Origin of the sequence: Paraclostridium sp. (assembly GCF_051656405.1) — a bacterium.
Classification (GTDB): Bacteria; Bacillota; Clostridia; order Peptostreptococcales; family Peptostreptococcaceae; genus Paraclostridium.
In genome coordinates this window covers 16,476-31,512 of the sequence record NZ_JBOGBV010000072.1, presented here as the reverse complement: position 1 = coordinate 31,512, position 15,037 = coordinate 16,476, and the positions used below count along the sequence as shown (strand labels likewise).

The following is a 15,037-nucleotide window of genomic DNA, read 5'->3' as shown; positions in this document are numbered from 1 at the left end:
CAACTAAAAGTACGCTCTTTGTCATTTATTTATCCCCCTTATATATAGCTTGTTTTGGACATATTTGTGAACATACTTCACATCCTACACAGCTAGTTTTTTCAATACATGCTTTTTTAGTTTCTTTATCAAATGATATAGATGGACAGCCAGATTTTATACATAGCTTACATCCTATACATAAATCTTTATCTACATTGCATTTTTGCTTAAATGCACCTCTAAACTCTTCTTTATCTTCTTTAGAAAACTTTTTAAGTACACATGGCCATCTTGTTATTATAACGCTAGGCTCATCTAATTTAAGTGCCCAGTCTAGTGCATCATTTACTTCTTTTAAGTTGTTTGGATCTATAGTTCTTATATGATTTATACCGCAAGCTAAAACTAGTTTTTCAATATCTAATTCTTTTACTTCTTTTCCTTGTAATGTATATCCTGTTCCAGGGTTTTGTTGATGACCTGTCATACCTGTTATTCTATTATCTAAAATTACAGATATTGCATTACTTTGATTATATGCTATATCTATAAGTGAGTTTATTCCAGTATGGAAGAATGTAGAATCTCCTAAAACCCCAACTACTCTCATGTTATTATTTTCTTTCATGTTAAATACTTGTTGTGCTCCATGACCTACACTTAAACTCGCTCCCATACATACAATTGAATCTAATGCATTATATGGACTTGCAAACCCTAATGAGTAGCATCCAATATCTCCTGAAATCATAACATTTTTTCTCTTTCCTATTTCATAGAAAAATCCTCTATGTGGACATCCTGAACATAATGTTGGAGGTCTTTTAACTACTAAATCCTCATTATATTCTATAGTTTTTTTCTCTTCACCTAACATAACCTTTCTTATTACATCTGGAGTCATTTCTCCTGTATATGGGAATATATCTTTTCCTATTACATCTATGCCCATAGCTTTTACTTGGTCTTCTATAAATCTATCATTTTCTTCTATTACATATATCTTCTTAACTTTGCTAGCAAATTTTTTTATTTTTACATCTGGTAATGGATTTGTAAATCCTAATTTTAAATATGATACATTATCTTTAAATACTTCTTTTGCATAGTTATAACATACACCACTAGCTATTATTCCTATATCCTCACTATTTAGTTCTATGTAGTTTAAATCCGTTGCATTTGAGTAAGCTCTTAACTTGTTTAATCTTTCTTCAACCTTTACTCTAAGATTTCTAGAGTGAGCTGGAACAGTAACTCGTTTTTGTACATCTTTTACATAATCTTCTACTCCTACTTCTTCTCTTTCTGAACAATTTACTATACCTTTTGAATGACATAATCTAGTTGTAACTCTATATAAAACTGGAGTATCAAATTCTTCACTTACACTATAAGCTTCTTTTAACATATCTTTAGCTTCTTGACTAGTTGATGGTTCAAATAAAGCTATTTTCGCAAACTTAGCATAATTTCTATTATCTTGTTCATTTTGAGATGAATGCATTCCTGGCTCGTCAGCTGAAACCAATACCAATCCTCCATTTACTCCTGTATATGCAAATGTAAATAGTGGGTCTGCTGCTACATTAACACCTACATGTTTCATGCACGCTAGCGTTCTAGCCCCAGCTATAGAACCGCCTATACTTGCTTCAAGTGCTACTTTTTCATTTGGTGCCCACTCTGCTAATATGCTATCTTTGTATGTAGCTACATTTTCCAATATCTCAGTACTTGGAGTTCCTGGGTATGCAGATGCATACTTAACCCCTGCTTCATAAACTCCACGAGCTATTGCTTCATTTCCAGTCATTAATAGTTTCATTTTTATCCCCCTATTTTTATAATCTTTAAGTTTTTCTACTTTAAATTTAATCAACTAAGTCAATTGCTTCTTTTAAAATTCTAGGTGCAACCTTACACTTTTCTTTATTTACAGCACATACAGCAAATCTTACTCCCATTTTTAACGGTATAGTATATAAATTACTTTCTATTGCTTTTTCACATACTTTCATAGGATTTTTACAAGGTATACTTACAAAGAATCCATCTCTATATGGAAGTATATTTAACCCTATATCTCTAGCTTCATCTACAAATACTTTAGCTCTTTCTTTTAAAACTGATTTATATGAATTTTTTTCATCTTCATATCTTTTTAGCTTTTCATCATCATTTATAATTGTTGTTAATAACTCCATAGCTCCTCTATTGCAATTCGACCAATTTGCTCTTGCAGAATGTGAGCATGAATAATAAAATTCATCAGCTATATCTTTATTGCTAGATACACATAAGCAAGCCCCACTTCTCATACCATATGCTGTATATCCTTTTGACATACTAAACCCTATAATTACCAATATGTTTTCAGGTAGGTTTTCAAATTTTTTAAAAAATCTTCTAGTATCATTACATCCTTTACCTGAAAAATCTATATATGCTACATCTACAAATAAAGTTATTTTTTTATTTGTATCTTTTACAGTTTGCTTACATAAATTTAATATTTTGTCCCACTCTTCATCAGAAACTGTATATCCAGTTGGATTATGAGCTGGTGTATTAAATATAGAAAAAATTCTATCTTGTTTTTGTGATAAATTTATAAATTGCTCTTTAAATGATTCAAAATTAAAATTGCCTTCTTTATTAAATAATTCATAGTTTGTAATATTTCTATTTATCTCTTCACAAATAATTTTATATGGTCCCCAATACCAATCTGGTACAAGTATAGTTTCTTGATTTTCTGTATAATTAAAAACTGCTAACTTTATAGATCCAGACCCTCCTGGAGATGCAACTACTCTTATATCGCTGTTTGGCATAAATTCTTTGAAACAAGCTTTTTTTACTGCTTCTATATAGTCACTTTGCCCTGCAATTTGAGCATATGCTGCTATTTGTTTATTGTCTAAATTTTTATATTCATCATAAACTGATTTTAAAGTTATAAGGTTTCCCTTATCATCCATAAGTGCTCCTATAGTAGCATTTATAACATTTTCTTTTCCATTTTCTTTTTCACATATTTGTGCCCTTTTAGATAAGTTGAATATCATATCTTCTTCTTTTGGCCAAATAGCATGTTTAGCCGCCATTGACGTAATCATAAAATCCCTCCTAAATATTTGTATATTAATACATATTACAATTAGTTAGATTTAATGATTATTTATGAAAAAAAAATAAGACATCCTTATGGATGTCTTATTTTTTATAATTAATTAGACTTTAGTTTTTCTAATTCTTCTATTAATTTGTCGTTAAGAACTTTTATATGAGTTCCTTTCATTCCTAGCGATCTAGATTCTATAACTCCTGCACTTTCAAACTTTCTTAGTGCATTTACTATTACAGATCTTGTTATTCCAACTCTGTCTGCAATTTTACTTGCAACAAGTAATCCTTCTCTACCGCTTAATTCTTCAAATATATGCTCTACAGCTTCTAATTCAGAATATGATAATGTTCCTATAGCCATTTGAACTACAGCTTTCTTTCTCATTTCTTCTTCTAGCTCTTCACCTATAGATCTTAATATCTCAAGCCCTATAACTGTTGCACTATATTCTGCTATTACTAAGTCGTCATCTGTAAACATTTGGTCGTATCTCGCAAGTATTAATGTACCTAATCTTTGTCCACTACATAATATTGGAACTATTGTTAAATATTTTTCTTTTCTATCTTCTTCGTATGGAAGAAGTTCTATCATTTCTGTCCCAGTTAAGTTTTCTTTTGTTTCGTTTATTTTTAATATATTTTTTGAATATGCTTCTGGGAACATCTTTTTATGTGTTTTTTCATCTTCTATAACTGAGCTGTCTTTTTCAACATTAAGGTAAACACCTAATATTTTACCTTTAGTACTTACAACATAAGCATTCGAACTTAAAACTTCACCTAATGCTTCAGCTAATAAATTAAATGACACATTACTTCCACCACTAGTTTGTAATGTTTTATTAATTTTTCTTGTTTTTTCTAGCATTTCGCTTGCCATCTATTATCATCTCCTCATGAAGTTTGGCCACTTTTATACCCTTAATACATTTATATTATTTTAACGTTCTTACTTTAGCACTGTCATATTATCATAATTTCAAATCTTTTTCAATACTATAAATTGGTTTTAGACACATTATTTGACATTATTCATTGCTTTTATCATTATTTTCTAAATTTTTCTCTTTTTTACACTCTTTATTAGAACAAATTACCTTAGTTTCTGATTTTGTTACCTTCTCTACTAAATATGAATTACACTCACTACATAATTCGCCGGTAGGTTTATTCCATGATATAAAATCACACTCTGGATAATTTGAACATCCATAAAAGGCCTTACCTTTTTTTGATTTTCTAAGAATTATATCACCTTTTCCACATTTAGGACATTTTACTCCTACTTTATTTACTAGTGGTTTAGTTGTCTTACATTCTGGATAATTCTTACAAGCTATAAACTTACCAAATCTTCCATATTTTATAACCATGTTAGATCCGCAATTTTCACAAATTTCATCAGTTTCTTCATCCATGTTTACTTTTTCAATATTTTCAATCGCTACTTCTATAGCCTCTTTTAATGGTGCATACACATCTGCTACAACTTCTTTCCAGTATGTATCTCCCTCTGCAACATCATCTAGCATATTTTCCATCTGTGCTGTAAAATCTACATCAACAAATTTTTGGAAGTTTTCTTCTAATATAGTAGTAACTATTTTCCCTAACTCAGTTGGGCATAAACTAGCTGCATTTTTTTCAACATATTCTCTATTTAATATAGTCGCTATTGTTGGTGCATAAGTAGATGGTCTTCCTATACCTAGTTCTTCTAAAGTTTTTACTAAGCTAGCTTCTGTATATCTAGCTGGTGGTTGAGTAAAATGTTGAGAAGGTCTAACTTCTTCTGATGATAATAAATCTTTTTCATAAACAGTCGGAAGAATTTTATCTTCTCTATCTGTAAAGTTATATACTTTAGTATAACCATCAAATTTTAATTTTGATCCTGTGGCCTTAAATATTAGATTGTCTACTTTGCAAGTTAAATTTAAAGTATCAAATACTGAGTCTTCCATTTGACTTGCAACAAATCTTCTCCATATTAAATCATATAACTTATATTGATCTCTACTTAGAGATGCTTTTATATTTCTTGGTGTTCTATCTACAGATGTCGGTCTTATGGCTTCATGAGCATCTTGAACTTTTTTAGACTCAATCTTAGTTTTTTTATTTTCTTCAAATTTATAATATTTATCACTATATTCTTCTAATATATATTCTTTAGCTTTTCCTTTAGCTTCTTCTGATATTCTCTTTGAATCAGTTCTTATATATGAAATTAAACCTAGAGTTCCTTCTCCATCTATGTCTACCCCTTCATATAATTCTTGTGCTACCATCATAGTTTTCTTAGTTGTAAAACCAAGTTTATTTGCAGCTTCTTGTTGTAACATACTTGTTGTAAATGGCTTAGGCGCTGATTTTCTTCTTGATTTTGATTCTATACTATGTACAGTTAAATCTTTACCTTTTATTTTTTCTAGTATTTCATTTACTTGACCTTCGTTTTCAAGTTCTACCTTTTTATCGTTTTCTCCATAGTATTTTAAGGTAACTTCCTTACCTTCTTTTGTTTTAGCATCTAATTCTATTGTCCAATATTCTTTTGGATCAAAAGCTTCTATTTCTTTCTCTCTATCACATATTAATTTTGTTGTAACAGATTGAACTCTACCTGCACTAAGCCCTTTTCTAACTTTTTGCCAAAGTATAGGACTTATTTGGTATCCTAATAATCTATCTAAAACACGTCTTGCCTGCTGCGCATCTACTAAATCTAGTTTAATATTTCTAGGACTTTTTATAGCTTTTTTTATAGCATCTTTAGTTATTTCATTGAATTCAATTCTACAATTTTCAGTCTCATCCAATGATAATATATGTGCTAGATGCCAAGATATAGCCTCTCCTTCTCTATCGGGGTCGGTTGCTAGAAAAACTTGTTTCGCTTTTTTAGCTTCTTTTTTTAATTCCTTTATTACATCCCCTTTACCTCTTATATTTATATACTGAGGCTCGAAATTGTTCTCTATATCTACTCCTAATTTACTCTTAGGTAAATCTCTTATATGCCCTACAGATGCCTTTACTGTATAATGACTTTTTCCTAAAAATTTTTCTATGGTTTTAGCTTTTGCAGGCGACTCAACGATGACTAAGCTTTTTGCCATATATCCACACCCCCACAATTTTTATTTTACACTATATATCTTGTTTCGCATTTCTATTATCTTACCTTCTATTTCAAGCATATTTAAAATGCAATTTATATCTTGTATATTCATATTAGTATAATCACAAATTCTATCTATATGCAAGCTTCCTTTTGTTTCGATAATATCAAAAATGCTTTGCTGTACATATGTTAATCCATTGCTATTGCTATTATTAGCTATTTTGTTAACTTTTTTTAAATTATATTCATTTATTATATCTTCTATATCATCAACAAGCTTTGCACCATCTTTTATTATCATATGGCAACCTTTACTCATGTCTGAGTTAATATTACCTGGAATCGCAAAAACGTTTTTACCCTGTTCAAGTGCAAAGTCAACAGTTATTAAAGCTCCACTTTTCTTTGTTGCCTCTACTACTATAACCCCATCACTTAACCCACTTATTATTCTGTTTCTAGCTGGATAATTTGATGGAGCCACTGGATGTCCTACATTATATTCTGATACTAAAAGACCTCCATCTTCTAAAATTTTATTAGATAGATTTAAATTTTTCTTAGGAAGTGGATTCTCTACGCTTGATCCTAGCACAGCTACAGTCTTTGATGATCCTTTAATACAGCCTTTGTGAGAATATTCATCTATGCCCATAGCCATGCCACTTACTATGTTTATATTATAGTTAGATAATTCTTCACTTAAACTTTGAGCACACCAAATTCCATAAGATGTAGGTTTTCTAGATCCTACCATAGCTAAAGATAACCTGTTTAATTGATTTATATCTCCTTTGTAAAAGAGTACACTAGGAGCATTGTAAATATGTCTTAATTTAGAAGGATATGTACTCTCATTCTTTCCTATATAGCTTACCTCATGCTTATATAAATCCTCTTTTAGCGAATCTATATAAGCGCGACTTTTATATTTTACTATATTCTGTTTAATATTTAAATTTAAATTTTCAATTTTTAGTATCTCTTTATCAGGTAAATCCATAAGCTGCTCTATATCATCTACACTGTCTTCAATTTTTTCTATAGTTTTATTACCTATACCTCCTATAGACAATAACCATAAGTATATATCTTTTTTATTCATAACTCACCTCTAAATTAAAACATATTTATTCATACATAAAGTAATTATAGTAAGCTTTTCTAAATGAAAATGCCTCTAGTACATGATTTTGTTCAATTAATTTTTTATTGTCTAAATCAGCTATAGTCCTAGCAGTTTTTATTAACTTTGTGTAACTCCTATTTCCTAGCCTATATTTATTGAAAATTAACTTCAACATTTCCTCAGCTTCATCATTTAATCTACAGTATAAATTTAATTTAGAAGATTTAATCTCATTATTAAAATCTATAACATCATTTTTAAATCTATCTTTTTGAATTTTCCTTGCATTTTCTACTCTTAGTTTTATGTCTATTGAACTCTCTTCTTTTTTATTACTATTGAATTCTTCATATGGTATAGAGTTTACTTCTATAAACATATCAAATCTGTCCAATAGAGGACCTGAAATTTTACCTAAATACCTATTTATATCGCTTGTACTGCATTTACATTCTGTATTTGACATATAGTATCCACATGGACATGGATTCATTGCTCCTATAAACATACTATTACATGGATATTTTAAGTTAATCTTTACTCTTGATATATTTATATACTTATCTTCTATTGGTTGCCTTAGGGTTTCTAATATTTTCCTATCAAATTCAGCTATCTCATCTAAGAAAAGTATACCTCTATGTGCTAGTACAACCTCTCCAGGTTTTGCATCAACGCCACCCCCTATCAATGCCTGTTTAGTTGCAGTATGATGTGGAGATCTAAATGGTCTATTTAAAACAATTCCTTCATCTGCTTTTAAAAGCCCTGCTGCACTATATATCTTACTTACTTCCAGTGTTTCTTCTTCATTAATACTTGGAAGTATTGTTATCATTCTTTTTGCAATCATAGTCTTTCCTGATCCAGGAGGTCCTATCATTAAAAAATTATGATTACCTGCAGCTGCTATTTCTGCTCCTCTTTTTACAAAATAGTTTCCTTTTATATCTGAAAAATCTTCATCATAATTTTCTTTACTTTGAATAATTTTTTCTTTTTCTTTCTTTATATCTACTTCTTTATTTATAAATCCTATGCACTCTTTCAGTGTTTCAACAGGTATTATTTCTATTTCTTTTACAAATAAAGCTTCTCTTTCATTTTCTTTAGGTAAAAACACTCTCTTTATACCCTTATTCTTAGCATTTATAACTAAAGATAAAATACCTTTTACTTTTCTCAATTTTCCATCTAATGATAGTTCTCCTATAAATAAACTTTCATTTAAATATTCATCACTTTCATTTATAAATTTTCTTAATATTCCTATAGATATAGGTAAATCAAAGTAAGCTCCTTCTTTTCTCATATCTGCAGGAGATAAGTTTACCACGATTCTTGAATTAGGAAATTTATATCCACTGTTTAATATTGCAGACTTTACCCGCTCTCTAGATTCTTTTATAGATGCTCCTGCTAATCCAACAATATTAAAACTTGGTATTCCATTAGTTATATCAACTTCTACCTCTACTATTATTCCTTCAATACCTACTAAGGTACTTGAGCTTATAATACTTAACATTTTATTACCTCTTTTTTATTACTATTTAAAAAGCATTTTCAATATGGTTTATTTCGTTATTTTTCAAATAAACTTCAATAACATCAAACCTTATTGGAACTTTTTCTAATTTATTTTTAACTATATAATATTTAGCAACATTTTTTATCTTCATTTTCTTTTTGTAATTTACAGCTTCTGATGGATATCCAAAGTTTATATTACTTCTTGCTTTTACTTCTACAAATACTAATTCTTCATTTAATTTTACTATTATATCAATTTCTCCAAATTTTAATTTGTAGTTGTTTTCTAATATGTAGGCTCCTTTAGACCTTAAATAATTTGTTGCTAATTTTTCACCTAAATTACCTTTTTGTATATTATTCATAAAAATTACCTTTTATTTTGATTTTTTTATAAAGTATAGTCAATACTTTTATTTAGTATACAATTTTTTAAATGTAACTTTTTAAGCCTTGATAATTATTTTTCATAAGATTATGATTTAATATATATTAATTTTGGGCATTTGGAGGAAGTATGAAGCGAACATCAAAGAAAAGGAAACTAAAAAATAAGAAAAGTGAAATTATTATAATTTCTGCAATTTCATTATGCTTATTTTTTATAATGTCATTTTTAGCAGTAAATATATTTAAAGGAAAGGTTTTTGAAATTAATGCAACAAAAATAGCAAATGATGATAGTAGTGTAAAAAATGTAACTATAAGCGCAATAGGGGATATCATGGCTCACGATGATCAATTAAAAGCTCAGTTTGATAAAGATACTAATACATATTCATTCGATAATAACTTTAAATATGTAAAACCATATATATCTAAATCCGATTTAGCTATAGGAAATTTAGAGACAACTTTAGCTGGCCCTAAAGCAAAGTATAGCTCATTTCCAAAATTCAATTCACCTGATGAATTGGCTGATGCAATAAAAAATAGTGGGGTAGATATAGTATCCACAATAAATAATCATACATATGATAGGGGTTCAGATGGAGTTTATAGAACACTAGATGTTTTAAATTCTAAAGATATAGAACATGTCGGTACTCAAAAAAATGATGAAGACGAAAACTTTTTAATAAAAGACGTTGATGGCGTAAAGCTAGGTATAACTGCTTACTCATATGGACAAGTATACGGAAGTACTACAGCATTAAATGGATTAAATATAAATTATAGTGACCTTAATAATTTAAATATTTTCAACTCAAGTTATGTAGATATAGCCTTTAATGAAATTAAAGATACTTTAGATGTTATGAACAATAAAGAATCTGATCTTCAAGTTGTTATACTACACTGGGGAGATGAATACACAAGACAACCTAATGAGTTTCAAAAAGAGTTAGCTAAAAAATTATGCGATTATGGAGTTGATATAATCATAGGTTCTCATCCTCATATGGTCCAACCTATTGAAATGATAAAATCTGATGAAAATGATAATGAAACTTTAGTTATATATTCATTAGGAAACTTCTTAAGCAATCAAAGAAATGAAATTTTAAATAAAAAATATACTGAAGATGGTGTTATTGTCAACATAGGTATAAACAAAAACTTAAATACTGGAGAAACCAAAATTTCAAATGTTGAATACATACCTACATGGGTTAACAAATACAACAATAAAACCGGTAAGCTTACATATGAAATAATACCTTTAATAAACGAAAAACAACTTTCTAAAATAGATAATTTACCACTTGATAAAGCAAAAAAATCATACGATAATACTACATCTATAATAGGTTCTTCCGACATTATAAATGTAGCAAGATAAAAAAGCTATTTCAAAATAAAACAATGTAGTAAAAGGTTAAAATGTAAGGTTTAGCGACTTTTAAAGCATCTTTCCAGCTTTAGGAGCAAACCTTACATTTTAACCTTTTTATACTACGCTATTTTGAGATAGCTTTTTTATTTTATGCTTTTTTAAATATTACTTTCTCATCTATATCTTTTATAGTTTGACATCCTGTTAAAATCATAGTAGATTCAATTTCATTTATAACCTTTTTAACATACATATCTACACCTTCACTAAGTCCCCCAAATGAAGCTGTCACGAATGGTCTCCCTATTAAAATTCCATCTGCTCCAAGTCCTAGCATTTTAACCACATCAACCCCAGTTCTAACTCCTCCATCTGCAAGTATAGTAACCTTACCTTTAACAGCTGAAGCTATATCTTCAAGTACATCGCATACTCCTGGAGTATGGTCTAATACTCTTCCTCCATGGTTAGATACAACTATAGCATCTACTCCAGCTTCTACAGCCATTAAAGCATCTTCCTTAGTCATTATACCTTTTAATATAAATGGCAGGTTCGTAGATGCTTTCAAATCCTTTATAGCGTCAATTGACTTTGGCTCTACAGTTTTACCATGCATAGACAAAGTAACTAGCCCGCATGCATCTATATCTACTCCTACTGCAAATGCCCCAGCTTCTTCAGCTAATTTAATCTTTCTTTTTATATCTGAATTCTCCCAAGGCTTTATAAATACTATTCCATTTCCATCAAATTCTTTTATTACTCTTAAATTCTCTATTAAAAATTCATCTACTGCAGTATCTCCTACCATAGGATAAATTTCGTTTTTTAAGCATCCATCTACAACACTAGTTATGTATTCTCTTTCACTTAACTTACCACCCATATTAAGTGTTGTACCTGTTATAGGCGCAGCAAATATAGGAGCTTTCATTTTTTTCCCAAACATCTCTACCTTTGTGTCTGGATTTTTCACATTATGAATAACCCTCATATTTAATTTTACTTTATCTAAGCTTTCATAGTTTTCTATAAATGCACTTCCAGTCCCTTTTCCTCCCATTCCAGGAACTTCGCTTGCACAAACTACTCCATTACAAACTTTGCAAACTCTACAGCTTCCATTTAAATTTTCTCTTGCTTGTTTTAACATTTCTTTATAGTCCATAAAAACCTCTCCCTTAGCATAGTTTATAATTAAATTATATCACTATAGTATATTTTTTAAAAAGCTTCTTCTGTGTATAGTTATAATTCCATGCTCTCTAATAGCTTTATAGTGTTGATCTGTTCCATATCCTTTATGAGACGCAAACCCGTACTCAGGATACATTTTATCATATTCATACATTATACTATCCCTTGTAACCTTTGCTAATATACTAGCAGCAGCTATAGATATAGATTTAGAGTCTCCTTTGATAATAGACTTTTGATCTATACTCACATCTGGCACATGTGCCGCATCAACTAATAAATAATCTGGAGCTTTCTTTAAACAGTTTATAGCTTTTTTCATAGCCATATACGTTGCATTTAATATGTTATATTCATCTATTTCTTCCCTTTGAACTATACCTATTCCATAATCAAGAGCTTGATCTCTTATTACATCAAATAATTCATCTCTTTTAGCTTCGCTCAATTTCTTAGAGTCATTTATACCTTCTATCTTAGTTCCTGGTTTAAAAACCACAACAGCCGCAACAACAGGACCTGCTAGTGGCCCCCTACCTGCTTCGTCTATTCCTCCAATATATGTATATCCTTTTTCATATCCTTCATTTTCAAATGTGTTTATAAGTTCTAATCTTTCATTTTCCGCTCTTATTTTATCTAACTTTTTAGCTAATTTTATAGCTATATTTTTAACTGATTTTCTCTCATCATCCTTTAATATGTCTATATACTTTAAATACTCATCTGTGCTTATCGAGTCAATAATAGCATTTATTTCCTTAACACTTTTATCTTTCATCTTTTTTCTCCTTATTTTTTATCTTTACTTTATATTTTATCAAAAAATTAAAGTGCTTAATATAAATTTAAGCACTTTAATTTTAAATTTTATTAATTACACCCGCTGTATCCACACTTTAAGCAAATACTACAGCCTCCTGTATTTGCCATTTGTTCATTCCCACACTCTGGACATATAAATTTTTCATTTTTATTCTCTTCAGTTACACATATTTCTTCTTTCAAATCATTTTCTTCTTTTTCATTTTTAGGTTTCTCATTTATAAGTACTCCACTTCGTTTACATCCATCTCTAAATATAGTTACTCCTTTTAAGTTATGTTTCCAAGCCTTAATATAAATTTCATACACATCTTCAATCGTTGTTTCGTAAGGAATATTTATAGTAGATGAAATTGATGCATCAATATATTGCTGCCATGCTTGTTGCATTTTTATTCTATCTTCATAATCTAAATTCATAGCCGTTACAAATATATCAGGTAAATCTTTTTCATCAGTTATATTTTTTAAATCCATATATTCTTTTACTATAGGAGTATATACTTTGTAATATACATCTTCATCATGTAAACTTTCAGTTTTTCTTATATAAGAAATATTAAATATAGGCTCAATTCCCCCACTCATTCCTAACATAGTAGATATAGATCCAGTAGGTGGTATAGTTAAAAGTTGGGAATTTCTAAGTCCATATAATTTAACTAATTCTTTTATATCATCATCTATATTATCATTGAAAAATTTAGATTTTAAAATAGCTTCTTTTTTATATCCTTTAAATGTACCATATTCTTTTGCTAGTAATGACGACTGTTTAACTGCTTCATTTAACATAGTCCTAGCTATAAATTTACATAGTTCTATTGATTTATCAGACCCATATCTCATATTCATTTTTATAAGCATATCCCCTATACCCATAACACCTAATCCGATTTGTCTATATATATCAACACTTATCTTTTGTTCTTGTAATGGATGTAAGTCAAGCCCTTCGTCTAAAACTTGATTTAGAGCTATTACAGACTCTCTAACACACGCTTTAAATTTATTAGTATCAAATGTAGCACTTGTACCAAATGGTTGTATTACAAACTCAGCTAAATTTATAGAACCTAGTAAACAACTTCCTCCACTTGGTAGAGGTTCTTCTGCACAAGGATTTACTCCCGCATAAACAAATTCTTTGTCTTCACTCATAAGGTGATGTTTTTTTATATTGTCCCAAAATAATATTCCTGGTTCTGCATAGTCCCAATTATTTTTACATAATTTCATAAATAGCTTTTTAGCATCTACTTCCTTTATAACATGTTCATTATTTCCTTCTACTATAAATTCACATCTGTAAGTTTCATTATTTTCAACAGCTTTCATAAACTCATCATTTATTCTCACTGATATATTAGCTTTTGTTATTTTAGTTAAATCTGTTTTTATATCTATAAAATCCGCTATATCTGGATGACTTACTTCCATTGAAATCATAAGCGCTCCACGTCTGCCTCTTTGACCTATTAATCCTGTAGTCATACTATATAATTCCATAAATGAAACTGCCCCAGTTGTATTTTTAGCAGAATTATTAACCTTAGCTCCTCTAGGTCTTAATTTAGATATATCAATTCCAACTCCACCACCATAACTAAATGTTCTTGCAAGTTTTTTTGCTGTATCAAATATATCTTCTAAATTATCTTTTGGTGGTTCTAAAACGTAGCAATTTGAGTATGTAACTTTTAATCCATCTTTATATAATCCTCTATTAGCTAAAATTCTACCTGCAAATAGAAATTTTTTCTGTCTTATTAACTTTGCTATTCTAGTATTTTTAGCAGATATTCTGTTTATCCATTCATCAAAGTTTTCTTTTTTATATCTATACTTGTTTTTCCATATAGATTTTTGTAATTCATCCATATCCCAAGGTTTTTTTCTTATGTTAGCTCTTTTTTCTCTATATAAAATATAATGTTTTGCCACATCTTTTCTATTAGATTCCATAAGCAATATTTCTACTAAATCTTGAATTTCTTCAACATTTAAAGACTTATAACTATTTTTAAAAATTTCCTCAACTTTATTGGCTATTTCATTTCCTAAATTTTTATCTATTCCTTTTTCACTATTTATTGTAGATTTATAAACTGCATCTGCAATTTTTATTTTACTAAATTTTTCTATACTGCCATCTCTTTTTATGATTTTTTTCATACTATACCTCCAACGTATATATTAAAAGTTTCCTTATATAAATACACTCTTTGACTACTGTATTAAACATCATTTATATATTTTTAATTTAGATATTATAACTTATTTTCAGAATAAAAAAAGTCATTGATAATTTTATCAATGACTTTATATT

At 29.0% G+C, this 15,037-nt stretch carries 11 protein-coding genes; 1 reads left to right on the top strand and 10 read right to left on the bottom strand.

Annotated features, from left to right (window positions below):
• Positions 1-25: 25 nt before the first annotated feature.
• The 7 genes from iorA to ACRDDE_RS11730 form a co-directional block, all read right to left on the bottom strand.
• Positions 26-1,810 (bottom strand): indolepyruvate ferredoxin oxidoreductase subunit alpha, encoded by a 1,785-nt coding sequence (gene iorA, locus ACRDDE_RS11760; RefSeq protein ID WP_438627522.1) that lies wholly within the window; start codon positions 1,808-1,810, stop codon positions 26-28.
• A 46-nt stretch (positions 1,811-1,856) separates the two neighbouring features.
• Positions 1,857-3,104, bottom strand: a complete 1,248-nt coding sequence (locus ACRDDE_RS11755) for an aminotransferase class I/II-fold pyridoxal phosphate-dependent enzyme (RefSeq protein ID WP_438627520.1) — start codon at positions 3,102-3,104, stop codon at positions 1,857-1,859.
• A 110-nt stretch (positions 3,105-3,214) separates the two neighbouring features.
• Complete coding sequence (gene codY / locus ACRDDE_RS11750) at positions 3,215-3,997, bottom strand: GTP-sensing pleiotropic transcriptional regulator CodY (RefSeq protein ID WP_021429555.1); 783 nt, start codon at positions 3,995-3,997, stop codon at positions 3,215-3,217.
• 148 nt (positions 3,998-4,145) lie between these two features.
• Positions 4,146-6,239: a type I DNA topoisomerase gene (gene topA / locus ACRDDE_RS11745; protein ID WP_438627518.1), complete on the bottom strand. Its 2,094-nt coding sequence runs from the start codon at positions 6,237-6,239 to the stop codon at positions 4,146-4,148.
• 21 nt (positions 6,240-6,260) lie between these two features.
• A complete protein-coding gene (gene dprA / locus ACRDDE_RS11740) occupies positions 6,261-7,349 on the bottom strand; it encodes a DNA-processing protein DprA (protein ID WP_438627516.1) in 1,089 nt (362 codons plus the stop codon).
• A gap of 25 nt (positions 7,350-7,374) precedes the next feature.
• A complete protein-coding gene (locus ACRDDE_RS11735; protein WP_438627514.1) occupies positions 7,375-8,901 on the bottom strand; it encodes a YifB family Mg chelatase-like AAA ATPase in 1,527 nt (508 codons plus the stop codon).
• Between the two features lie 25 nt (positions 8,902-8,926).
• On the bottom strand, positions 8,927-9,271 hold the full coding sequence (locus ACRDDE_RS11730) for a YraN family protein (RefSeq protein WP_438627512.1): 345 nt from the start codon (positions 9,269-9,271) through the stop codon (positions 8,927-8,929).
• 152 nt (positions 9,272-9,423) lie between these two features.
• Between ACRDDE_RS11730 and ACRDDE_RS11725 the strand changes: the two genes are divergently transcribed.
• The gene (locus ACRDDE_RS11725) at positions 9,424-10,689 is read left to right on the top strand and encodes a CapA family protein (protein ID WP_438627510.1); all 1,266 of its coding nucleotides are present in this window, start codon (positions 9,424-9,426) and stop codon (positions 10,687-10,689) included.
• A gap of 142 nt (positions 10,690-10,831) precedes the next feature.
• On the opposite strand, the gene ACRDDE_RS11720 is transcribed toward ACRDDE_RS11725, so the two are convergent.
• From ACRDDE_RS11720 to ACRDDE_RS11710, 3 genes are all read right to left on the bottom strand, one after another.
• Positions 10,832-11,854 (bottom strand): alpha-hydroxy-acid oxidizing protein, encoded by a 1,023-nt coding sequence (locus ACRDDE_RS11720; protein ID WP_220796635.1) that lies wholly within the window; start codon positions 11,852-11,854, stop codon positions 10,832-10,834.
• 42 nt (positions 11,855-11,896) lie between these two features.
• A complete protein-coding gene (locus tag ACRDDE_RS11715; protein WP_438627507.1) occupies positions 11,897-12,664 on the bottom strand; it encodes a ribonuclease HII in 768 nt (255 codons plus the stop codon).
• A 92-nt stretch (positions 12,665-12,756) separates the two neighbouring features.
• Positions 12,757-14,883: an adenosylcobalamin-dependent ribonucleoside-diphosphate reductase gene (locus ACRDDE_RS11710; protein ID WP_438627505.1), complete on the bottom strand. Its 2,127-nt coding sequence runs from the start codon at positions 14,881-14,883 to the stop codon at positions 12,757-12,759.
• Positions 14,884-15,037: the final 154 nt, after the last annotated feature.

Bases quoted from the DNA above. Each gene is read 5' to 3' on its own strand.
- iorA (WP_438627522.1), bottom strand. From the start codon at position 1,810: ATGAAACTATTAATGACTGGAAATGAAGCAATAGCTCGTGGAGTTTAT.
- topA (WP_438627518.1), bottom strand. From the start codon at position 6,239: ATGGCAAAAAGCTTAGTCATCGTTGAGTCGCCTGCAAAAGCTAAAACC.
- ACRDDE_RS11710 (WP_438627505.1), bottom strand. From the start codon at position 14,883: ATGAAAAAAATCATAAAAAGAGATGGCAGTATAGAAAAATTTAGTAAA.
- ACRDDE_RS11715 (WP_438627507.1), bottom strand. From the start codon at position 12,664: ATGAAAGATAAAAGTGTTAAGGAAATAAATGCTATTATTGACTCGATA.
- ACRDDE_RS11755 (WP_438627520.1), bottom strand. From the start codon at position 3,104: ATGATTACGTCAATGGCGGCTAAACATGCTATTTGGCCAAAAGAAGAA.
- ACRDDE_RS11735 (WP_438627514.1), bottom strand. From the start codon at position 8,901: ATGTTAAGTATTATAAGCTCAAGTACCTTAGTAGGTATTGAAGGAATA.
- codY (WP_021429555.1), bottom strand. From the start codon at position 3,997: ATGGCAAGCGAAATGCTAGAAAAAACAAGAAAAATTAATAAAACATTA.
- dprA (WP_438627516.1), bottom strand. From the start codon at position 7,349: ATGAATAAAAAAGATATATACTTATGGTTATTGTCTATAGGAGGTATA.
- ACRDDE_RS11720 (WP_220796635.1), bottom strand. From the start codon at position 11,854: ATGGACTATAAAGAAATGTTAAAACAAGCAAGAGAAAATTTAAATGGA.
- ACRDDE_RS11725 (WP_438627510.1), top strand. From the start codon at position 9,424: ATGAAGCGAACATCAAAGAAAAGGAAACTAAAAAATAAGAAAAGTGAA.
- ACRDDE_RS11730 (WP_438627512.1), bottom strand. From the start codon at position 9,271: ATGAATAATATACAAAAAGGTAATTTAGGTGAAAAATTAGCAACAAAT.